16 protein-coding genes and 1 tRNA gene are annotated in these 21,879 nt (G+C 71.9%); 4 read left to right on the top strand and 13 right to left on the bottom strand.

Features of this window, described 5'->3' with window-relative positions:
- Positions 1–141: 141 nt before the first annotated feature.
- The 12 genes from eccCb to OG711_RS20080 all read right to left on the bottom strand — a co-directional run bounded on the left by eccCb (position 142) and on the right by OG711_RS20080 (position 15,939).
- Positions 142–4,206, bottom strand: coding sequence for a type VII secretion protein EccCb (gene eccCb / locus OG711_RS20025; RefSeq protein ID WP_329559962.1), 4,065 nt, complete (start codon positions 4,204–4,206; stop codon positions 142–144).
- On the bottom strand, positions 4,203–5,543 hold the full coding sequence (locus OG711_RS20030; RefSeq protein WP_266509929.1) for a MinD/ParA family ATP-binding protein: 1,341 nt from the start codon (positions 5,541–5,543) through the stop codon (positions 4,203–4,205). Before OG711_RS20030 ends, eccCb begins: the two co-directional genes overlap by 4 nt.
- A gap of 517 nt (positions 5,544–6,060) precedes the next feature.
- Positions 6,061–7,425: a type VII secretion integral membrane protein EccD gene (eccD, locus tag OG711_RS20035; RefSeq protein ID WP_329559963.1), complete on the bottom strand. Its 1,365-nt coding sequence runs from the start codon at positions 7,423–7,425 to the stop codon at positions 6,061–6,063.
- 13 nt (positions 7,426–7,438) lie between these two features.
- Positions 7,439–7,768: a hypothetical protein gene (locus tag OG711_RS20040; protein ID WP_266509932.1), complete on the bottom strand. Its 330-nt coding sequence runs from the start codon at positions 7,766–7,768 to the stop codon at positions 7,439–7,441.
- A gap of 48 nt (positions 7,769–7,816) precedes the next feature.
- Positions 7,817–8,386, bottom strand: a complete 570-nt coding sequence (locus OG711_RS20045) for a pentapeptide repeat-containing protein (RefSeq protein ID WP_329559964.1) — start codon at positions 8,384–8,386, stop codon at positions 7,817–7,819.
- Positions 8,387–8,503: 117 nt separating this feature from the next.
- Positions 8,504–8,863 carry a toxin-antitoxin system YwqK family antitoxin gene (locus OG711_RS20050; RefSeq protein ID WP_329559965.1) on the bottom strand — a complete coding sequence of 120 codons (360 nt, stop codon included), beginning with the start codon at positions 8,861–8,863 and terminating at the stop codon, positions 8,504–8,506.
- 142 nt (positions 8,864–9,005) lie between these two features.
- On the bottom strand, positions 9,006–9,743 hold the full coding sequence (locus OG711_RS20055) for a hypothetical protein (protein WP_329559966.1): 738 nt from the start codon (positions 9,741–9,743) through the stop codon (positions 9,006–9,008).
- Positions 9,740–12,157 (bottom strand): hypothetical protein, encoded by a 2,418-nt coding sequence (locus OG711_RS20060; protein ID WP_329559967.1) that lies wholly within the window; start codon positions 12,155–12,157, stop codon positions 9,740–9,742. Before OG711_RS20060 ends, OG711_RS20055 begins: the two co-directional genes overlap by 4 nt.
- 179 nt (positions 12,158–12,336) lie before the next feature.
- Positions 12,337–12,753 (bottom strand): DUF6507 family protein, encoded by a 417-nt coding sequence (locus OG711_RS20065; protein ID WP_266509942.1) that lies wholly within the window; start codon positions 12,751–12,753, stop codon positions 12,337–12,339.
- Positions 12,754–12,778: 25 nt separating this feature from the next.
- Complete coding sequence (locus OG711_RS20070) at positions 12,779–13,090, bottom strand: pore-forming ESAT-6 family protein (RefSeq protein ID WP_073782665.1); 312 nt, start codon at positions 13,088–13,090, stop codon at positions 12,779–12,781.
- A gap of 17 nt (positions 13,091–13,107) precedes the next feature.
- Positions 13,108–13,440 carry a hypothetical protein gene (locus tag OG711_RS20075; protein WP_073782663.1) on the bottom strand — a complete coding sequence of 111 codons (333 nt, stop codon included), beginning with the start codon at positions 13,438–13,440 and terminating at the stop codon, positions 13,108–13,110.
- Between the two features lie 501 nt (positions 13,441–13,941).
- Complete coding sequence (locus OG711_RS20080) at positions 13,942–15,939, bottom strand: Ig-like domain repeat protein (RefSeq protein WP_329559968.1); 1,998 nt, start codon at positions 15,937–15,939, stop codon at positions 13,942–13,944.
- Positions 15,940–16,408: 469 nt separating this feature from the next.
- Here OG711_RS20080 and OG711_RS20085 point away from each other — a divergent pair, with 469 nt between their 5' ends.
- The 4 genes from OG711_RS20085 (at position 16,409) to OG711_RS20100 (ending at position 21,163) form a co-directional block, all read left to right on the top strand.
- A complete protein-coding gene (locus tag OG711_RS20085; protein ID WP_073782659.1) occupies positions 16,409–16,993 on the top strand; it encodes a sigma-70 family RNA polymerase sigma factor in 585 nt (194 codons plus the stop codon).
- Positions 16,990–17,874, top strand: a complete 885-nt coding sequence (locus tag OG711_RS20090) for an anti-sigma factor (RefSeq protein ID WP_329559969.1) — start codon at positions 16,990–16,992, stop codon at positions 17,872–17,874. The genes OG711_RS20085 and OG711_RS20090 overlap by 4 nt, the downstream gene beginning before the upstream one ends.
- A 432-nt stretch (positions 17,875–18,306) precedes the next feature.
- The gene (locus tag OG711_RS20095) at positions 18,307–20,331 is read left to right on the top strand and encodes a molybdopterin-dependent oxidoreductase (RefSeq protein ID WP_329559970.1); all 2,025 of its coding nucleotides are present in this window, start codon (positions 18,307–18,309) and stop codon (positions 20,329–20,331) included.
- A 163-nt stretch (positions 20,332–20,494) separates the two neighbouring features.
- On the top strand, positions 20,495–21,163 hold the full coding sequence (locus tag OG711_RS20100) for a fasciclin domain-containing protein (protein ID WP_266509952.1): 669 nt from the start codon (positions 20,495–20,497) through the stop codon (positions 21,161–21,163).
- 603 nt (positions 21,164–21,766) lie between these two features.
- On the opposite strand, the gene OG711_RS20105 is transcribed toward OG711_RS20100, so the two are convergent.
- Positions 21,767–21,839, bottom strand: a tRNA-Ala gene (locus OG711_RS20105).
- Positions 21,840–21,879 lie beyond the last annotated feature (40 nt).

Genomic DNA, 21,879 nt, shown 5'->3' on the forward strand with positions numbered 1-21,879 from the left:
GGTCCGGACGCGCTAGGTCCAGGTGCGCAAAGTCCAGGTGCACCAGGCCCGGACGCGCGAGGTCCAGGTGCACAAGGGCCGGGTGCACGGGGGCGGGGTGCACGGGGGCGGGGGGCGCGGGGGTCACCGGGTGCGCGTCGGTCATGAGTCGTCCGTCTCGTCGTCGGCGGCGGCCAGGGCGGTCTGGATCAGCTGATGGGGGCGTCCGCGCCGGACCAGGGTGCCCCGGCCGGGCGGCTGGGGGCTCGCGTAGAGACCGGGGAAGAGCTGGCCCTCGGAACGGTCGCCGGTCATCACCAGGGCCGCCGTCCCCGATTCCCGCAGGGTCGTCAGGAACGGCTCGTACAGGGCCCGGGAGGACCCGGCGACCCGGCGGGCGACCACGAAGTGCAGACCGATGTCCTGGGCGGAGGAGACATACGGCAGGAAGGGCGCGAGCGGCTGCTGTCCGGCGGTGGTCAGGATGTCGTAGTCGTCGACGAGGATCACGATCCTCGGGCCCGTGAAGGACGGGCCGTCGGCGGGTGCGTCGGGGTCGATGCCCTCGTCCGGGAGCCGTTTGTCGAGTTCCTTGGCGATGCCCGAGGCCAGCGCGGCGGAGATCCGGGCGTTGTGGGCGTAGCCGCCCCGGTACGGCTCGGGGACCACCGCGCGCAGTCCCCGCCGGGGGTCGAACACGGCGAAGACCAGCTCGTCGTCCGCGTGGCGGGCGATCAGCCCGGCGGCGATCAGCTTCAGCAGGTTCGTCTTGCCGCACTCGTTGTCACCGAGGATCAGCAGATGCTGGTCCTGGGCGAACAGGTCGAGGAGGACGGGTGCCAGCGCGTCCTGGTCGACCCCGATCGGGGTGCGGCGGGGTTCGCTGTGCGCGGCGGGCAGCTTCGCGGACGACAGCCGGGTGGGCAGCACCCGGACGGGCGGCGCGAGGTCGCCGTGCCAGGTGGCGCGGATCGTGGCGACGGCGTCCTCCAGCGCGGCGCCCGGGTCGCCCACGGTGTCCCCGTCGCCGTCGTCGCCCGTGCCGCCGTCGATACGGGGCAGCGCGACCTGAGCGAACAGCTTCTGGTCGGTGAGCACCCGGCCCGGGGCGTCCGTCGGGATCGTCTCGGAGAGCTTCCGGTCGATCCCCGAATCGGAGGGGTCGTTGAGCCGCAGCTCGACCCGCGTACCGAACATCGACTGGCCCGCGATCCGGACATCGTTCCAGCGCAGCATGCCCGCCACCACATGGATGCCGTAGCCGCCGCCGCGCCGGAGGATGTCGTTCACCGCGTCGTCGATGGAGGAGAACTCCTCGCGCAGGGCCCCGTATCCGTCGATCAGGAGCACCACGTCGGTCGCGGGGAGCTCACCGATCCGGCCCTGGGCGCGCAGCCGCCGGAGCTGGTCGACGGAGTCGATGCCGTGCTCGCGGAAGAGCTGCTCCCGGGCGGCGAGCATGTTCCGTACCTCCGCGACCGTGCGGGCCACCCGCTCCTGGTCGGCGCGGCCGGCGACCCCGCCGACGTGCGGCAGCCCGGCGAGCGCGGCGAGCCCGCCACCGGCCAGGTCCAGTCCGTAGACCGCGACGTCGCGGGGGGTGTGGGTGAGCGCGAGGGACAGGGCGAGGGTGCGCAGCAGCGTCGTCTTGCCGGACTGGGGGCCGCCGATCACGGCGGTGTGCCCGCCCGCCACGGTCAGATCCAGTTCCCAGGGGCCGCGCCACTGCCGGGCGGGGGCGTCCAGGACGCCCAGCGGGACCTTCATGGGGGCACCGCGCCGGTCACCGAGCCGCATCCCGTGCTCATCGGCGCCGAGCGGACCGGCGGCGGTGTCCAGGGACAGCGCGTCGGGCAGCGGCGGCAGCCAGATACGGCGGGCGGGCGGAGCGGCGCCCTTGAGCTGGTCGACCATCACGGACAGCACGGTCGGGCCGGTCTCCCGGACGGTGGCGGCGGGTCTGCTGTCCTCGGCGCCCGGTCCCTCGGCGCCGCCCGCGCTGTCGGCGAGGGTGTTGTACGTGGGATAGGCGAGGGCCAGCGGGCCCTCCTCCTCGGTCTTGTCCAGCAGCGCGCCCCGGTAACGCCCGGAGACGTAACCGGCCTTGAAGCGTGTGTACGCGGAGGTGTCGACCTTGAGGTAGCCGAAGCCGGGCAGCGGCGGCAGATGGAACGCGTCGGTGGTGTCGAGGACGGTCCGCGACTCGTCGGGGGAGAACGTCCGCAGCCCGAGCCGGTACGACAGATAGGTGTCGAGGCCCTTGAGCTTGCCGCCCTCGATGCGCTGGCTGGACAGCAGCAGATGGACGCCGATGGAGCGCCCGATCCGGCCGATGGACAGGAACAGGTCGATGAAGTCGGGCTTCGCGGTGAGCAGTTCGCCGAACTCGTCGATGACGACGAACAGATGCGGCAGCGGCTCCAGCTCGGGACGGCGTTCGGCGCGCAGCGCGGCGTAGTGGCCGATGTCGGCGACGTTGCCCGCGTCCTTGAGGACCTGCTGACGGCGCTTGACCTCGCCCGCGAGGGAGGTGTGGACGCGTTCGACCAGCCCCGCCTGGTTCTCCAGGTTGGTGATCACGCCCGCGACATGGGGGAGTTCGGCGAACGGCGCGAAGGTCGCGCCGCCCTTGTAGTCGACGAGGACCATCGCCAGTTGTTCCGGCGAGTGGGTGGCGACCAGCGCGAGGACGAGGGTGCGCAGCAGTTCGCTCTTGCCGGAGCCGGTCGCGCCGACGCACAGTCCGTGCGGGCCCATCCCCAGCTGGGAGGACTCCTTGAGGTCGAGCAGGACGGGCCCGTGCCGGTCGTCCAGTCCGATCGGTACCCGCAGGAAGTCGCGTTCCCCGCGCGACGCCCACAGCCGGTCGAGGTCGAGGGCGGCGGGATCGGTGACGCCGATCAGGGCGGGGAAGTCGACGGGCCCGGAGACCGGGGTGCCGTCCGCGACGGACTCGGCGGACAGCCGCAGCGGCGCCATCATCCGGGCGAGGCCCTCCGCGCCGGGCACCCCCAGCGTGTCCGAGGTGCCCTCGTCGGGCCGGGCCTCGGGCGCGGCGGACGTCGGGTCGGGCACCACCCGCAGATCCTCCACCGTGACGTGCTCACCGTCGACGGTGATCCGTACGGACACCTCGTCGGGCTCGTGGACCTGCTCGGCGAGCAGATGCAGCACGGTGACGTTCATGTCGGCGAGGCCCACCGCCGAGTCGGGGACGGGCAGTTCGACGGCGTTGCCGCCGTACTCGTCGCTGACCACCAGCATGCGGCTCGCCATCCGCAGCGCGTTGCGGTCGGACAGTCCCCGGCGGACCTCGGCCGCGTAGGACGCGCGGCGGCGCAGTTCCCCGCCGAGCACCACGGCGAGCTGCGGCATGCTCGGGGCGATCCGGCGCACGGCCACCGGGCCGTCCTGCTCCTGGGTGTCGAGGACATGGGGAAGCCACTTGGCCCACTCCCAGTCGTCCGCGAGCCGCTCCCCCGGCACCCCGAGGGCCAGCGACACGTCCTCGGGGGCGTGCAGCACGGCGGTGTGCGTGAGCAGCGCCCGCGCCACCCGCAGCACGCCCTCGCGGTCGCCGACGACGCTGATGTTCCCGGCGCGGTCCAGCGGCACGGTCAGCGGGAAGTCCCGGGCCCGGGTGAAGCGGGACAGCAGGGCGCCCGCCTCGTTCAGCATGAAACGGTCGGGCGGGGCGAGGACCCCGCCGGGGTTCTGGCCGAGCGTCAGGTCCTGGAGGGCGACCTCACCGGTGCCGAGGCGTACCCGCAGGAAGTCCGGGTCGGTACGGCGCCGCTCCCACAGCCGGGCCGGGTCCCGCACGATGTCGTACAGGGCCTGCGGCGGCGGATTGAGCCGCCGGGCCTGGCCACGGAGCTTGCGCTCCACGACGCCCAGTTCCTCGCGCTGCTCCTCCAGGTACTCCAGATAACGCTCGCGCTGGGTACTGCGGGTGCGCTGCGCCTTGCCGCGCTGGGACCAGAACAGGGCGACGGCGCCGAGCAGCGCGAAGACCAGCACGATCGCGCCGACGGCGGCGAACCGGCTGTTGCGGATGACCGTCATCATCACGACCGAGCCCATCACCCCGGCCATCGGCAGCAGCGCGGTCGCGGCGCCGCCGATCTTGCCCTCGGGGAGGTTCGGCGGGGCCTCGACGACCCGGTTCGCGGGCGGCGGCAGGGGCCGGGAGCTGCGGGCCGGCCGGTGGACGAGCTGCTGGGTCACCGCGCACCGACCGCGCGTTGCATCACCTCGGCGGCAAGCCGGGTCGCCGCCTGCCGGGTGGCCGCGCCGAGATGGTCGGTGCGGATGACCCCGCCGGACGCCAGATGACGGTCGTAGGGCAGGACGACGACGCCCACCCCACTGCGGGCCAGCGCCTCGGCGGCTGCGCCCGCGTCCAGGGAGGCATCGGGACTCGTGGCGGTCAGTACGACGACGGTGCGTGGCAGGACGGCCACCGGCAGGGAGCCGAGCCAGTCCAGGACCGCGCCGGTCGACGCGACGCCCTCGGTGGTCGCGGGGGTGACGAGCACCCGGGCCTGGGCGGTGTCCAGCGCGGTACGGGCGACCTCGCCGGGCAGGGTCTCGCAGTCCACGAGGGTCACCCCGAAGTACCGGCGCAGCGCGACCATCACCGTGCGGTAGGTGGCGATGTCGATCCGGGCACCGATCCGGCCCTGGCTGCCGGGCAGCAGCCAGCCTCCGTCGGTGAGCGGTACGAGATAGCCGGTGACGTCGGTGAGCTGCATCGACGGGCGCAGGATCTGGACGAGGTCGGTGCACGTCCAGCGCAACTGGTCGACGCCGAGCCGGGCGGGGAGGGTACCGAGCGCGGCATCGGCCTCCAGGGTGAGCACCGGGTCGTGCCGGAAGTGGTTGAACGTGCGGCTGAGCAGGGCGGTCACCGTGGTCTTCCCGGCGCCGCCCCGGATGCTGGTGACGACGATCTGCCGTCCGGTGGTGACGGGCTGCTGCACCTGGGCGACGAGTTCCGTGCTCTCGGCCACGGCCCGCGCGGCGGAACTCCCGAACGCGTGCTGCGCCAGCCGGAGCACCCGGCGCAGCACCGGGTCGCCGTGCCGGAGCCGGGCGCTCTTCGCCCCGGCGCCCAGTACGGGGACGGTGTCGGGGCCCGGGGCGGAACCGGGACGCACCCCGCCGGGCAGGGGCCCGTCGGGCCGGGTGCCGCCGGAGGTACGGGTGGCGGTACCCGTGAACGGGGCGGCGTGGGCGTACGGCTGGGCGGTGGGGTGTCCGGCGCGGGCGGGGGTACCGGCGGGGGCGGGGGTACCGGCGGGGGCGGGGGTACCGGCGGGGCCGGACGGTCCGGTGGGGCTCGTGGAAGCGGGGGAAGCGGCGGAGACGGGGGGAGTCGCGCCACCAAGGGCACCGACCGGGGGTCCGGCGGCGGGGGCGACCGGCCCGGCTGTCGCGGCACCCGGCCCGGCAAGGGCGGTGCCAGGCGCGGCGTGGGCGGGGCCAGGCGCGGCGTGGGCGGTACGGGGTTCCGGGGCGGTACCGGGTTCCGGGGCGGTACGGGGTGCGGGGGCGCCCGCCACGGGAGCGGTCTGGGTCGCGCTGGGCGGCGGCTGCTGCCCGGAGCGGCCCTCCCCGGGTCCGGCCGGGGAACCGGGCGAGGCACCGGACGGGGGCGCGGCGGTCGACGCGGTGGTGGGCGAAGCGGTCGGCGAAGCGGCAGGCGTGGACGACCCGGGTACAGACGACCCAGGAGTAGCCGACGCAGGGGCAGACGACCCGGGGCTGGATGGCGCAGGGGTACCTGACGCGGGGGTGGACGGTGTGGCGTCGGGTGGAGTGGCCGGAGCGGTCCCCGCAGGCTCCCCGGGCCGCGCCGCCGTGGCCGGGGTGTCCCCGCCCGGCCGCGCTCCCGGCTTCTTCGACGAGGTCAGAGCGCCCAACTCACCCAGCACGCCCGCCTGCCAGTCGTTCCGTTCCACAACACCGCACCCCCTGGGGCGAACCACACGCCTGCACGAACTGTCTGAGCTGTCCGGGCCGCCGACCGCCGTGCCTCTACGGTCACCGTGCCCCCGTGGCCCCCGGGGGCCACCTCCCTCACGCGAACGTGTCGAGCAGATCCCCGTACACCCCGAACGCCCCGATGAGCAGCGGCACCAGGGCGATCACACCGAAGGACTCGGCGGTGTCACCGGCCCTGCGCAGCCGTACCCGGACGTCCTCCGGGGGCTGGACGGCGAGGGCCAGCAGCGGCAGGACCGCGAGCACCACCAGCACCGCGAGGGGGCCCTCGGCCCCCGCGTTCCCGCTCCACACCAGCACCGCGCGCAGCGCGACGGCTCCGCCGGCGAGCAGCAGCACCACGACCTCGGCGACGAGCGGGAAGGCCCGTGCCCGCAGCCAGAGCACCAGCGCGGTGTCGACGGCCAGCAGCACGGTCCAGACGTTCGGATCGCGCAGCGCCAGCACCCCGGCCGCCGCGGCGGACACCGCGACGACGACGGTCGCCAGCGCGAGGCCCCGGTGGGTGGCGCCGAGCGCGGTGGACACCTGGTAGCGGCTGACGGACGCGCCACGGGAGCGGTGGTCGTCCAGACCGGTCAGACCCGCGGCGGACAGCGCGAGCCGGGGCAGCAGTCCGAGGACGACCACGGACACCACCGCGAGAACGGCTCCGGTGCGGGCCTGCTGGGTGACGGTCAGTGCGCCGTCCTGGGTGGCGGCGACGACCTCCCACACCGTCGTCATCACCAGGGTCGCGGCGGCACCGACGAGTCCGCCACGCCCCAGCGGGGTGAAGAGACCGAGCAGCGCGAGGGAGACGACGACGGCCACGGCGACCACCGCGAGCCGTGCGGTGCCGTCCCAGCCCTGGGCGTCGGCGAGGGTCCACGCGCCGAGGACGGCGACGGCTCCCGTGACGGCGAGCAGCGCGGTCGCGAGGCCCGCCTTGCCGCGCCGTCCGGCTATCGCCCCGCCGCCACCGGTGACGGCGGCCGTGGCGAGCAGGGCGGTGGCGACCGTCCGGGCGTCGAAGGCGCCACGGGCGAGAAGCCCGGCGGCCAGCGCCCAGCCGACCAGTCCCGCTCCGGCGGTCGCCCGCCGCGCGGCAGGACGCCAGCGCCAGGCCCGTACGTCCAGATCCTCGGCGACCTCGTCGGTGACGTCATGGACGACCGGGGCGGAGGGCGCGTCCTGGACGCGGACCAGCCGCAGCACCGCGCCGTCCGGCACGCCCGCGTCCTCCAGGGTGCTGTCCTGGGCGAGGACGGAACCGTCGGCGGTCACCAGATGCCGCAGTTGCGGCTGGCTCGCCACCCGGTCGTCGAGCAGTCTGATGACATCGGGCAGCAGCCGTCCGATGGGTTCCTGGGACGGCAGCACCAGATCCATGCGCCGTCGTTCACCGACCAGGGTGACCCTGCTCAGGACGGTCCGGCTTCTCGTTCCCCCGCTCACCACGCGACCGAACCTATCACCGGGCAACGCCCGTACCAGGGGCCCCGGAAGCACCGCTCCCGGAGCCGTGACGAAGGCCGTACGGTCCCTCGTCGACGACGGAGACGACAGCAGGGCCTTGGGACTTGGACGTGTCGTCCTCCAGCAGCCGGTTCACGACGAACGACCAGCCCACGCAGCCGGCACAGAGCACGGCGGCGATGACGAGCCCGGCGAGCACCTTGCCCACCCGCTCGTCGGCGGCCCGCCGGTACCGCTCCGCCCCGAACAGCAGGGCGTCCCGCATCCGCCGCCGCCGGATCACCACGGACTCCAGCAACTGACTGTCGTAGTCCTGCGCCGCCATCTCCCGCTCCCCGTCGTCCGACCGCCCGGATCGGCCTGTGGCACCCCGTCAGGACAGCACGCGCACGTTTCCCCCGCGCTCGGCGATCCACCGCGCGAGTTCCTGCCCGGCGATCTCCCGGAACCCCACGTCGGTGACGACCTCGACCGGCCCGAATACCGACCCCGTCAGCCCCTTCACCACGGTACGGGAATCCACCCGGACCTTGAAGGAGTTCTCCACGACGACCGCGTCCGTCAGATCCGCACCACGGAAGTCCACGTTCAGAAGGGAAGACCCCTGGAAACGTGTGCCCCGACAGCGCGCGTCCGTCGCGTCCACACCGTAGAGCGACGCCTTCACCAGATCCGCGCCGTCGAGCACCGCACCGATCAGCACGGCGTCATCGAGGTTGACCCGCACCAGCGAGGCCGACGTGAGATCGGCGCCCCGCAGATCCGCCCCCTGCATGTCCGCCCGGTACAACTCCGCACCGACAAGCCTGACCTCGCGCATCGTGGCACCGGTGAACCACGCTTCACTGAAGTCACGTCCGGAAAGATCCGCCCCACTGAGATCGATCCCGACGGCATCGAGGCCACGCGTATCCCCGGCGGGAGGCCATTGGGGCCGGCTCATCAGAGGTATGCCTTCCCAGTCAGCCCACCAGATCCCCTACCGTCGATCAATTCCGGAGTCGCGAACTCGCGTTCGTCACCGCACCCGAACCAGGTGAACTCGCCGGACCGTGGGCCATCACCCGTGAGACGAGTACCGACGCGCCTGGATCTGCTGCCCGTCCTCGTCCCAGCGGTCGTCCTCCAGTACCGACATCCCGTTCTCACTGTTGAGCTGCCTGCACTTCAGAACCCCGTTGGGGTGCCATTCCTTGAACTCCCCTTTGAGACGACCTCCGGTGTGAGTACCCTCGGCCCGCAACACACCATCCTCGTACCACTGCCGAGTGCGACCATTGGGCCGCCCTTCCACATAGGTCTCCTGACTGACCAACGCGTCACCGAGGTATTCCACCACTTCGCCCGTGTACAGCTCACCTTTGTAGAAGAGACGCAAACCGTCATCCATGTCCACATCGGGACCATCGATGTCGATCATGTCCGGCACAGTCATCAGGGCGTCCCACCGCATCGCAGGGCGCTGCGTAAGTCTCCCTGCCGACCCGCCGCGCCGACTGTCGGGGACAGGCCCGCCTCGCGCCGCTGGCGATCTCGCAGAACGAGCCGCCCCGGCGTACACGTCATCGCCTCACGATGTCGCTCATCGCAGAGCCCGCACTGCGAGTGGTGATCTCCGCCAGTCCGGACGAGTCACCGTCGCGGAGCTGCTCCGTAGGCTGCCACTCACCGTGTTCGTCCAGGACCTCGTCCAGGATCTGTTCGACTCCCTGGACTTCCCTGGTCCTGCGGCGGACAAGCACCCTGGCCCGGGGGCCGGCCATCTCCGCGAAGTACGAGACGCGGTCGCCCGCCGTGGAGTCGAAGGTGTCCAGAACGAACCGATCAAGGGACATGAACGGTTCCAGCTTGAGACTCCGGGGGAAGTCCCCGTACGGAACGCTCACCCCATACAGGTCGATCATTTCCTCGATGTTGTAACCGCCGCCCCGCTCGAACATGATCAGAATAGGCTCGTACGGATGCGGCAGATCGGGCAGCTCCTTCTCCTGGACCGATGCCCACCGCACGGCGGCACGACACAGCACGCGAATGCTGGACGGAGTCACCGTCTTCACGAACTCGTCCAGTTCGGACTCCACCTCGTCATCCAGCACAAGGTCCGGCTCGGCGAATTGAGCGACATCGAAGAAGGGCCAGTACTCAGGAGCGCCGTAGGCTTCGGCCCACAGTGCCGCGCGCCGCATGTGCTCACGCATCAGCATGCCCCGGCTCCTGCGATGGGCGTAGGACTTGTCCCACTCGTACCACTCGACCGCACGAAGCCGGGTCAGTACGTCCCGGGGCGTCTCGTCGCTCACCTAAGCTCAATCCCCTTCGCTCGCAGCACCTTGCCGATCTCCTTGACGATATCGCCAAGATTGGACAGATCGGGCTTGAGGGCGACGTCCGGCTCCTTCAACCCGAGCTTGGCCCAGTGGGCGAATCCCCCCTTCTTGTCGTTCGAGGCGAGGTCGTGGGCACCGGCGTTCTCCGGCCGGTCAGGGAAATCCCTGTAGTAGCCGCCGTCGACCTCGTCGAGCTGCCATACGGCAGGCGAGTCGCTGACGTATGGAAGCCCGGCCTTCATCAGACGGCTCTCGATGAACTCGTGGGCCATGAGGTACTTGAACTGTGCCAGGCGGCTCTCGTCCAACAGGCCGCGCTGCGCGTCCATCCACAGCTGAGCGACATCGAGGCGGGGCGTGAACAACCCACGGTTGAACTGTCCCGGTCCGACGGCCAACTCGTGTTGAGACCGGAACATATGGCTCTTCACCTCACGCAGGACACCCTCCGTAACACCGGTGCTACGCGAGATGGCCGGAAGGTCGACCCTGTTGTTCGTGGCCCGAATCGTCTCGTACATCTGCCCCGCGAGTGGATGATCTGGCCTCTCGATCCAACCTGCTCCGGTCCAGCCACCCTCGGGTCCGATCTTGATGGGCCCGTGGTCGGCATCGACTTCGCCCCGGCCCACGCCCGGACCGTCGTCCGTGATGCCACCACCTGGAACGCCGTCCCCCTGGCCGGTTCCGCCGCCGGGTGTGGTGTCGGGGGTGGTGGCCGCGCCCCCGCCCGGGGTGGCGTCGTCCCCGAGGCTGTTGGAGGGAAGGTTGTCCGCTGTTCCGCCCGGGACGTGGTTCGCTCCCCCGCCCGGCAGATTGCTCGCGCCTCCACCGGGGAGGTTGTCCACCGCGCCGCCGGGAAGCTGACCCGCTCCGCCACCCGGGAGATTGTTCGCGCCTCCGCCCGGCAGGCCGTCCAGCCCTCCGCCGCCCGGGACCGCACCCCCACCCGGCGTCACCGCACCCGGAACAGCACCACCACCCGGCGTCACCCCACCAGGCGTACCGCCCGGGGTACCGGCACCCGGGGTCACCCCACCCGGTGCACCGCCGCCCGCCGCGTTGTCGATGGTCCCCGCCACCGGTCCCGCGCCCACCAGCGCCGGCTCCCGTGCGCCCACCTGGACCGGGGTCTCCGACCGCACCGGCGGGACCTCCGCACCCGAGCGGTCCGGGTTGGTCACATCGCGGGGCATCACGTCCGGCTTCGGGTTGCCCGCCGCGTCGAGAAGTTGGCCGGTGTTCGTGTCGAGGTACTGCGGGCTGCCGTTCGCGTCGTCCGGCAACCGCACCGTGTGGGAAGGGTCCGGGCCGGTGCCTGCCCGTGCCGCGTCGTCGGCGCCTGCCACCGGGGCCGGGGTGGCGGGTTCGGGGATGTTGATCCGGGCGCCCGCGTCCACGTTCCGCAGACCCGCCAGGAGATCACCGACCTTCACGGTGACGACCTTGCCGCCCTTCGCGATATACGTCACCGGGTCCAGCAGACGCCCCGTCTTCCCGAGGGCGGAGATCACCTTCGCGACCGAGCCCGTCTTCGCCGCCGCGCCCGCACCACCCGTGAACACCGTCGTCACCACGTTGAACGTCGTCGCACCCGCCGCCCGCGCCGGATTCTTCCCCCACTCGTCCCACGCGACGAGGGCCTTGCCGGTCTCCTTCACCGCCGTCCGCGACTCACGGAACCACCCCGGCAGCTTCTCCTCCGGCAACGCCCAGAACACCGTGCCCAGCACCGGCGTGATGGTGATCGCCAGACCGGTGACGACCTTCGCCAGGCCCGTCCACGCCTGGCCCGCCGCGTCCCACCCGTCGACCCCGACCAGCGTCCCCAGACCCCGGATCGTGCCCCACAGGCCGTCGACGAACACACCCTTCAGGAACGACCCCACATGATGATGGACCTCCCACCAGCGGCGGGACTCCTCCACCTGCGAACCCCACGGCAATTCCTTCGTACCGTCCAGGTCCTTCTCGCTGAACCCGTACATGTTCGACTTGCCCGTGCCGTCGTCCGCGATGAAATGCGTCCCGCACACCAGCGCCGTGATCTTGTTCGCGCAGGTCCGCTCCGCCTCCCAGAACGCCGCCACCGCCGCGTTCACATCCTTCACCAGGTCGTTGTTCTCCTCGACCTTGTCCCCGTCGTCCTTCCAGTGCTTGTCACCACTGATCCCGGACACAAAAGCCGTCGCATCCTCACGCAACTGCTTCAGCCGCGCCTCGATCGGACGGACCTCCGCCGCGTACTCCGACAACGCCGTCGTCACCGACTCCAGCTGATCCGCGAACACATCCGACTCCGACTTCACCGGACCCGTCGTCGCGAACAACCGCTCCGCCTCCGGCGCCGTGTAGAACGCCGACAACCCCTGAAAACGAGCGTGCACATCCGCACCCGCATCACGGAACTGCCCCGCAGCCCCATGAAGCAGCCCCCGCTGCGTCTCCAACTCCCCCAGATCCCCCGTGAACTGAGGAATCGTCCCCGGATTGATCGCCCCGCCATTCACCACAGACCCCCGTGCCCGTGCCGGTCAGTACCGCGTGCCGCTCCGCAGTGGGCTCGCTACCCGGTACCGGCCTGGTAGGCGGCCGGGTGGCCGGGGGGCGGGCCCTGGCCCGGGAGGTCGATCTTGGGTTCCTTGACGGCCTCGCGCTGGGCGTTGGCCGCCTGCTCCAGGTCGCCGGTGAGATAGGCGTTGGTCGCGTTGGCGGCGCCGTTCAGGGAGGCGGAGGCGCGGGCGCCGATCTTCTGGAGGCGCTCGGTGTGCGCCGTCATGAACTGGCTGAGGGCGACCGCGACCAGACCCTGGCCCTCGCTCTCGCCGCCACCCCCGCCCATGCTGAGGGTGCCGGCCGCCTTCGCCGCGGCCGGTACCGCGGTCTGGAGGGTCGTGCCCGCCTTGCCGAGCCCTTCGGCGGCCGTACCCGTCTTCTCCAGTACGCCCTTGACCCCGGTCGGAGAGATGTCCCATCCGGTCATGAATCAGCCCCCGTCCAGCCGTGTGTCAGCCGATGGCGTCGACCGCGGCCTTGGCCTTGGCCAGTGTCGACTGCGCGGTGCCGTCGTTCTGTTCCAGCGTGCCGCGGACGAGGCGGATGATCTCCCGCACCTCGTTGGCCGCCTTGTTCCAGCGGACTTCCTTGCCGTGGTACTCGTCGGAGACCCCGTCGGCCTGGAACTCGGCCATGGCGGCCTTGACCGCGGTGTCCCGGTCGCCCAGGACCCGCTCCAGCTGCGCGATGATCCCCTGCAAGCCGCCCTGGACCTCGGAGGACGCCCCCGTGTCGTAGGACCGGCGGTCGAGATTCTGTCCCATCGTCAACTCCTGCTGGGTCAGCGCGCGCCGAAGCGGGCGGCGTCGAAGTTCGCGGAGCCCATGTTCTGCTGGGCGTTGCTCTCCTGCTCCTGGTCACCTGTGCCGAACGCGGTCTCCATACCGCCCTGGCCGCCGAGGATCGCCCCGAGCGAGCCGTTCAGCGCGGCGGTGATCTCGTCCGCGCGGGCCTTGAACGAGTCGAAGGCCGCCTTGCCCGCGCCGTTGAACTTGCCTTCCAGCGGGTCGGCCGCCGCGATGAGCTGCCGGATCAGCGTCCCCAGGTCGTCACTCGACCCTGTCGTGGACTTGCCGAGGTCGCCCAGCGTCGTACTACCCATGTCGAACTTCACGCACCCACCCCCGAACAGTCGTGTGCGGCACCGCCGCACAGCCGCGTCACTGCCTTGCCGTGACTGCCCTGATGCCTTCGTCCCGCCTTTGTACGCGATCCGGACGCCCGCTGTCGCGGGGCTTTTCCGCCCTCGCTCGGCCACGTCGGAGTCCGCGTCGCCCGGTTGCGCCCAGGGACAGCCGTTACGAGGAAGAACGCGTTTCGGCCGCGTCCGGTTCCCCCAGCCGTCCGCTCGCGGCCCACCACCCCCGGCTTGTCCGGATCGCATCGGCCGACGGCCGGAACCCATCAGCCTCTTCCGCGTCGGCGGGCCCGCCCACCCGTCACGCACAGCCCACGCGCGCGGGAAGGCCCCGGCCGGAATGAGTCCGGTCGGGGCCTCGGCCGCGCGCGTGGGAGGGTCGACAAGCCGTGCGCTGGGGGGAGTCATCTCGCCAGGGCGGACACCGCGGACGCGTCGTACGGCCTCATCCGTCACCCGCGCGCGTGGGCACGTCAGTTAGTTGGTGGTGTAGATGTACTTCCAGGTGCTGACGGTGCCGGCGTTCACGGAGTCGCCATAGGCGCCGTCCACGTACACGCTGCGCACCCGCAGCTTGTAGCCCGCCTGTCCGGGCTTGCCCATGTCCAGGGTCGACCTGCCCGACGTGCCGAGGGCGAAGTACTCAGGGCCGGCCGAGTTCCAGCGACCGTCGAACCAGACCTGCACGTCGAACCGGTACTTGCGGTTCTTGTTGTAGGTCATCGCCGTGTGGAACAGCGGCGACTTGTTCTTGCGGACGTAGTGGTACGTCCTGCCACTGAGGGAACCGGTCCGGTAGTGCTGGGTGATCCAGGTGCTCAGCTTGACCTTGGTGCCCACCCGGCTCGTCACGGTGCGGGCGGACGTCCGTGTGTCACCGTCGAAGACGGCGGAGACGGTGGTGTCCCGCTTGAGGGTGACGGTCGCGGAGAGGTTGCCACGGGAGTTGACCTTGGCGGTCCGCAGATGGATCTTGCCCCGCCCGTCGCCGGCGGCGTCGTAGTACAGCTTGACCGTACGGTTCTTGTACGTCTTGCCGAGGTTCGCGGTGAAGGCGACCTTGCTGTTGTACGCGTACACCTTGCCCGCGCGGTCGAGCTTCAGGGCGGGTTTGGCGCGGGAGACGGACACCGTGTCGGACTTGCTGACCGCGGCGCGGTCGGCGTCACCCTTGTACGCGACGGTGTACTTCACCTTGCCGCCCGACGGCGGCGCGTTCTTGAAGCTGAACGCGCCCCGTGAGTCGGTCTTCGCCTTGCCGAGGTACTTGCCGCCCGGGGACTCGGCGTCGGTGCGGGTGACTGTCACCTCCGTCCCGGTGCGCAGCGGGAGCGTGGCCTTGAGCGTGCCCTTGAGGGTCAGGTCCTTGCCCCGGGTGGCGCTGGTGGGGACATCGACCGTGAGGACCGGCAGGGCGCGGTACGGGGCGTCCAGCACCCGCAGCGAGTACTTTCCGCCGTCGTTGTAGGAGATCGCGAAGAGCCGCTGCCCGCCCGGCTCCCAGACGAGGGAACGGTCGGCGAGCATGTCTGAGCCGCTGACGCGCGAGTCGGTCTCGGGGAAGTCGTACGAGCGCACCGGTGTGGGGGCGCCGGGCCGGTAGACGAACACGTCCGCGGCGTACGAGTCGGAGTGGCCCGCGGCGAAGCTGCCGTCGGCGGCCACCGCGACCGCGTTGGGGTGCCAGGAACCGGTCCGGTAGTCGGGCAGGTCCGCGAGGGTGGACGCGTCCCAGACGTCGTGGGTGTAGCCCGGGTGGGCGGTGATGAGCTTCTTGCCGTCGGCGGTGAAGGTGAGGTCCCGGGTGTCGCCGGAGACCACGGAGCCGCCCGCGTACGCGGTGCGGTTCGCGGTCGGTCCGGACACGTCGTAGAGGGCGAGCGCGCTGCCGTAGTACTCCGTCGCGCCCGCGGCCAGCTTCCCCGGTTCGGCGGGGGACGCCTCCAGCCGCGGTGCGGCGCGCCAGCCGCTCCCGGTGTCCTGGTCGAGCGTGACCGTGGGTTCGTCGCCGGTCGTTTCGAGCGAGCCGAGGCCGCCCTTGCCCTGGCCGCCGTACCCGAACCACAGCTTTCCGCCGGCGAGGGCGATGTACTGCGGGGCGGTGCCGTCACCGGTCCCGTACCGCGCGGTACGGGTGACGCCGGCGGTCTCCAGCGAGACGATCGAGTTGTCGCCCGGGACCGCCGCGTAGAGCTGGGTGGAGTCGGCCGAGAGCGCGAGTCCGCGCACCCCGGGCAGCCCGGCGACGGTGGCGAGGGTCCGTCCGGTGTAGTCCAGCGCGACGATCTTGCCGCTGTACGGATCGCTGACGAAGATCTTCTTGCCGACACCGTCGATCACGACGTCACCGACGTTGGAGACCGGGATGATCCTGCTGCTGTCCGCCACGGCGGAACCGGCCCCGACCACGCCGAGCGCGGCGGAGCCTATGAGCACCGCGAGCGCGGTCGCGGTGGAAAGGGTGCGCGTACGCACGTGATTCGTACCCCCACGGAGAAAGACGGCCGGACACCCTCCGGCCAGGGCCATACCCCCTGCTCCAGCGGTCCGCGCGACGCCCGCGGCCGTGTCCGGCCCGGGGCGCGGTCCCGCCGCTGGACGCAGGGTATGTCATGGGTACGACACTTTGGTGAGTGCGTCTGGCATATGCGTAGGTTGGGTTCCGGACGCCGTTCCGGTCACCGGGGGGGTGCTGTTCCGGTCACCCGGGCGGGTTGCTGTTCCGGTCGCCGGGCCGGTCATCGCGCCGGCCGCCGTTCCGGTTGCTTTTCCGGTCCCCCGGGCCGACCGCTGTTGCCGTCCCGGTTGCCGTTGCCGTCCCGGTCGTTGTTCCGGTCGCGGGCCGTGAACAGGTGCCCGAGATACTTGGCCGCGACCCCATCCAAGGACCGCCCCCGCTCCGAATCATCAGGAACACCCCGTCTGCCCTGGGAGGAGCGACCGCGTGAGAGAAGCCGTGCACATCGGCAGGAAACCGGCGCCGGGACCGGATCTCGAAGAGCTGATCGGCCTGGTCGTCCGTGGCGACCAGGAGGCGTTCGCACGGCTCTACGACATCACGGCCGGTCCGGTGCTGGGGGTGGCGCGGGCCGTGCTGCGTGACCCGGCGCAGTCCGAGGAGGTCGCCCAGGAGGTCCTCACCGAGGTGTGGCGGACCGCCGCGCGCTACCGGCGGGACCGGGGCCAGGTCATGAACTGGGTCCTGACGCTCGCCCACCGGCGGGCGGTGGACCGGGTCCGCTCGGTGGAGGCGTCCGCCGCCCGCGACGACAAGGCCGCGCGGCTGGACCACACGCCCGAGTACGACCAGGTGGAGGAGGAGGTGCAGACCCGGCTGGAACGGGAGCAGGTCCGGCGGTGTCTGCGGACCCTCACCGAGGTCCAGCGCGAGTCGGTGACGCTGGCCTATTACCGCGGGCTGACGCACCGCGAGATCTCCGACGTGCTGACGACCCCGCTCGGCACGGTCAAGACCCGTCTGCGGGACGGCCTGATCCGGCTGCGCGACTGCCTGGGAGTGAGCGCATGACACCGACCGATGTGCATCTGCTCTCGGGCGCGTACGCGCTGGACGCGCTGGACGAGGACGAACGGGCGGGCTTCGAGAACCATCTCGCGCACTGCCCGGCCTGCGCCGAGGAGACCCGGGAACTCGCCGCCACGGCGGGCAGACTGGGGCTCGCCGCCACCGTCACCCCGCCGCCCGCGCTGAAGCGTCGGGTACTGCGGGAGATCACCACGATCCGGCAGGAGGCCCCGCGCCCCGGACACGCTTCCGGCGGCGGGTCCCCGGTCGGCGGCTCCCAGGCCCAGGGCTTCCCCGGGCGTGGTTACGCGGGGCGTGGCTCCTCGGGGCGCGGTTTCGCGGGCCGGTGGCTCCCGGCCCGGTGGGGCGGGGGCGGGGCGGACGGTTCTTCCCCGGGGCAGCGCTCCGCGCGAGGCGGGTCCCGGTGGGTGCTCGCCGTGTGCCTGGCCGTCGCGGCGGGACTGGGAGGGACGACCGTATGGCAGCACCAGGAGGCCGAACGCGCTCGTGACCAGGCCAGATCAGAGAGCGGCAGGCTGGAGCGGCTGACCGGGGTGCTCACCGCGCCGGACGCCCGCACCCGCAGCGCCGTTTTCCCGGACGGCGCGCGCGGCACGGTGGTCGCCTCCCGCGCCCGGGACGAGGCCGTGTTCATCGGCGCCGGGATGCCGCGTCCCCCGGCGGGCAAGGTCTACCAGCTCTGGTACGACGACGGCGGAACGATGCGCTCCGCCGGGCTGATGGAACCCGCGCGCGGTGACCAGGCCGTTCTTCTGGACGGCCCGCTGGGCGGGGCGAGCGGGGTGGGGATCACGGTGGAGCCCGCGGGCGGCTCACCCGGTCCGACATCCGATCCGGTGGGTCTCGTGTCGTTCGGAGCGTGACGCCCCGCGTGCGCTGAGGGTGCGAGGCGGTGCGGGCCCCTTGGCCGGGCAGGCTCCGAACACCCTTGGCGATACGTGACGGCTGGCTTTGGTGGGCCGGGTCGCACGCCCCTGGCGGGCCGGGTTCGCACGCCCGCCAGGGCGCGAGGATGAAGGACGGTACGTGACGCCCTCGGTGGACATGGTCGGAACACCCCCCGGTGGGCAGGGTGTCCATGGCCTTGCGGGCAGAAGGTGAAGGGCGGGGCGGCGGGTCGTAACCCTCCGCCCCGCCTTCGTACGCCCGGGACCGGGCCGCTCGGCGACGGGCTGTACACAGGTCATTCGGAGCCGGACCCCCCATCGGATGGGGCTGGGAGCGGATTCCACTCGTTCGGGTGAGTCCTCCGTCCGGGACCCATCCGGAACCCCTGTCGGCACCGGATTCCCCACGTGAGCGAAGAGCGGAAGGTCCCAGGACGGCAGGCCCGTCGGCGGCGGAGCGCGCTGGGCGCCCTGTCGGGGGTGCTCGCCGGGTACGCGTCGCTCGCGGTGGCCGAGCTGGTGTCGGCGGCGGTGCGTCCGGAGTCGAGCCCGGTGGTGGCGGTCGGCGGCGCGGCCATCGACCGGACGCCCGCCCCGGTGAAGGACTGGGCCATCCGGACCTTCGGTACCCAGGACAAACTCGTCCTCCAGCTCGGCATCCTGCTCGTCCTGGTCCTGATCGCCCTGGCCCTCGGGGTGTTCGCGGCCCACCACCGCCGGGTGGGCGCGGCCGGCGTCTCACTGTTCGGCGTGGTCGGCGCGTTCGCCGCGACCGAACGGCCCGACTCCACAGGCTTCGTGGACGCGCTCCCCTCGCTGGTCGGGGCGGTCGCCGGCGCGGGCCTCCTGTACGTCCTGGCGGGCGCGGTACGCGGGGCGCCGGAACGGTCTGCCGTGGCGGGCCAGGAACCGGTGAACGCGGAGGCCGGCACGGAACCGGTGAACGCGGAAGCGGGCGCGGAACCGGTGAACGCGGAAGCGGGCCCGGCACGGACCCCGGCTCCCCGTACCGCCGTCCACCTTCCCGTGACGGCGGCGACGGCCCGTGGCACCGCGCGACCCGAAGGCGGCCGGAATCCCGCCGAACGCCAACAGACGGACGACGGCCAGCAGACGGACAGGGCCGAGCAGGCCGACGAGCCCGAGCGGACCGAGCGGACCGAGCGGACCGAGCGGACCGAGCGGACCGACGAAAACGCTCAGGCCCAGGAAGACACGCGGCCCGACGGCGAACAACTTCCGAACCAGCGGCCGAACCAGGGGCTGAACAAGCGGCCGAATCAGCCGCTGAACCAGCCGCCGAACCAGCGCTTGAGCCGACGGCTGAACCGGTGGCCCGGTGGCAGCCCTCGCCGCAGGTTCCTGACCCTCGCCGCCGGGTCCGCGGTCGCCGCCACCGCCGCCGGGGCCCTGGGCCGGTCCCTCAACGGCTCGCGAGGGGCCGGGGCCATCGCCTCGCGCGCCCGGATCGTGCTCCCCGCGCCGGTATCGCACGCTCCGCCCGTCCCTCGGGCCGCCCGTCTCGCGGTGAAGGGGATCAGCCCGTTCCTGACCCCCGGCAAGGACCTGTACCGGGTCGACACCGCCCTGGTGGTGCCGAAGATCGACGCCGGGCAGTGGCGTCTGCGCATCCACGGCAAGGGCGTCACCCGGCCCGTCACCCTCAGCTTCGACGATCTGCTGCGGCGCGACCTGATCGAACGTCACATCACCCTGACCTGCGTGTCCAACGAGGTCGGCGGCCCCTATACGGGCAACATCCGCTGGCTCGGCGTCCGGCTGGCCGATCTGCTGGCCGAATGCGGAGTACGTCCGCCCTCGAAGGGCGGTCCGGCGGACCAGCTCGTCGCGCGGTCGGTGGACGGGATGACCCTCGGCAGCCCGGTCGAGGACGTCATGGACGGACGCGACGCGCTGCTGGCCATCGGTATGAACGGCGAACCACTGACGTTCGACCACGGCTTCCCCGTACGGATGGTCGTACCCGGTCTGTACGGTTATGTCTCCGCGTGCAAGTGGCTCCAGGAACTGGAGCTGACCACGTTCGAGGACTTCGACCCGTACTGGGTGCGGCGGGACTGGGCGCGCCGGGCGCCGATCAAGACGGCGTCCCGGATCGACACCCCGAAGCCGCTGGCCCAGCTGGAGCCCGGCCCGGTGACGATCGCCGGGGTGGCGTGGGCCCAGCGCCGGGGCATCGAGCGGGTCGAGGTCCGGATCGACGACGGCCCGTGGCAGGACGCGCGGCTCGCGGCGGAGGACACCCGGGACACCTGGCGTCAGTGGTCGCTGTCCTGGCAGGCGGTGCCCGGCAACCACTCCCTCACCGTCCGGGCCACCGACGGGACGGGCCAGGTCCAGACCTCGCGGCGCGCGAAGACCGTGCCCGACGGTGCCAGCGGCCACCACTCGGTGGTGATCACCGTGGACTGACCGCGCCCCCGTGCCCGTGCCCCGCGCCCCCTCGCACCCATGGCCGCACGCGTAGCCCGTACCCGTGGCACGTACCCGTGGCCGTACCGCGACCTCTTTCCCTCGTTTCCCTCGTTTCCTCCATTTCCCGCCGTTTCGCTCGTTTCCCCGAGGAGCATCAAGAATGAACGCCAGCACCCTCCGTTTCCGCCGTGCCGCGCTCGCCGTGGTCGCCGCCGCCGTTCTCCCGGTGACGCTGACCGCCTGTTCGGACAGCGGTGACGGCGACAAGGCGGACAGCGCCAAGTCGTCGCCGAGCACCCCCGCCGAGGCGCCGGAGACCCCGGCCGACGATGCCTCCGAGGGGATGACCTCGGACAAGCCGTTCGGCACGGCCTGTGCGTCGGTCCCCGAGAACGGTGCCGGTTCGTTCAACGGCATGGCCAAGGACCCGGTCGCCACCGCGGCCTCCAACAACCCGGCGCTGTCCACGCTGGTGACGGCGGTGAAGAAGGCCGGACTGGTCGACACCCTCAACACCGCGCAGGACATCACCGTGTTCGCCCCGACGAACGACGCCTTCGCGAAGATCCCCAAGGCCGACCTGGACAAGCTCCTCGCCGACAAGGCCCAGCTCACCAAGGTCCTCACGTACCACGTGGTCGGTGAGCGCCTGGCGCCGCAGAAGCTGGAGAACGGTTCCTACGCGACGCTCGCGAAGAGCAAGCTGACGACGGCGGGTTCGGGGGAGTCGTACAAGGTCAACGACGCGTCGAACGTCGTCTGCGGCAACGTCCAGACCTCCAACGCGACGGTCCACATCGTCGACAGCGTGCTGATGCCCGCGCAGTAGTCCCCACACCCGGTGCCGGACCGTCCCCGTTCCCCGGCACCCGCCCCCGGCGGACGCGGCTCGCCCCCGCGTCCGCCGAGGCGCGTCCACGGACAGGTACGAAGACCGGCCGTCCGAACATCTGGCAGGTATCCAGGTGCCCAGCCCGGACCCGACCACGTGGGACCCGGACGCGCCTTCGCGGACCGCTGCGGCACCGCGCCCCCCACCGCCGCCGCACGGACCGCCCGGCCCTCGCCGAGCCGGCCCGCGCCGCACGCCGCCTGCCGCCTGCCGCCTGCCGGGCGGAATCGTGAGGATCACCGACCTGACCGTCCGCCGCTACGGCTTCCACACCGCCGCCGACCGCCTCTCCTGGAAGATCCACCCCGGAGGGGCCGTCGGCATGCATGCTGGAGGAGTCCGGCCCCCGCAAGTCGACCGTGGCTCCGCACGATCACCGGACCGCCGTCGCCCGCTACGTCTGCGACCCCATCGCCGTACCGCGCCCGGCCTGCTGATCGAGGAGTGCCCGTCGAGCGGATCGTCACCGCCCACGCCCACGCCCACGCAAAGACCCCTCCGAACCGCGTTCCCGCAGTTCGGAGGGGTCTTGTGAAGAAGTGGAGCCTAGGGGAGTCGAACCCCTGACATCTGCCATGCAAAGACAGCGCTCTACCAACTGAGCTAAGGCCCCGGAAGGGGTGCGGACCCGCAGGTGGCGCGGGTCTGCGTCG

This window comes from Streptomyces uncialis, from assembly GCF_036250755.1.
In the GTDB taxonomy this organism is placed as follows: domain Bacteria; phylum Actinomycetota; class Actinomycetes; order Streptomycetales; family Streptomycetaceae; genus Streptomyces; species Streptomyces uncialis.